This is a genomic window from Bacillus sp. NTK071, from assembly GCF_017303315.1.
Classification (GTDB): domain Bacteria; phylum Bacillota; class Bacilli; order Bacillales; family Guptibacillaceae; genus Guptibacillus.
Genome location: NZ_JAFKOI010000102.1, coordinates 1 through 264 on the forward strand (window position 1 = coordinate 1; position 264 = coordinate 264).

Below are 264 nucleotides of genomic sequence, written 5' to 3' on the forward strand. Positions count from 1 at the left end.
TGCCGAAGGCTGGGTCGCCACCGGCGATGCGGGCTTCTTCGAGCCCGATACCGGCCATCTGCGGATCATCGACCGCGCCAAGGATGTGGGCAAGATGGCCGATGGCCGGATGTTCGCGCCCAAATATGTCGAGAACAAGCTCAAGTTCTATCCCAACATCCTTGAGGCCGTGGTGTTCGGCAACGGGCGCGACCGCTGCGTGGCCTTCATCAATATCGACCTGAACGCCGTGGGTAACTGGGCCGAGCGCAACAACATTGCCTA

1 pseudogene is annotated in these 264 nt (G+C 61.0%); it reads left to right on the forward strand.

The window, feature by feature from the left end:
• Window positions 1–264: pseudogene (locus tag JI666_RS22180) on the forward strand (long-chain fatty acid--CoA ligase); the annotation flags it as partial.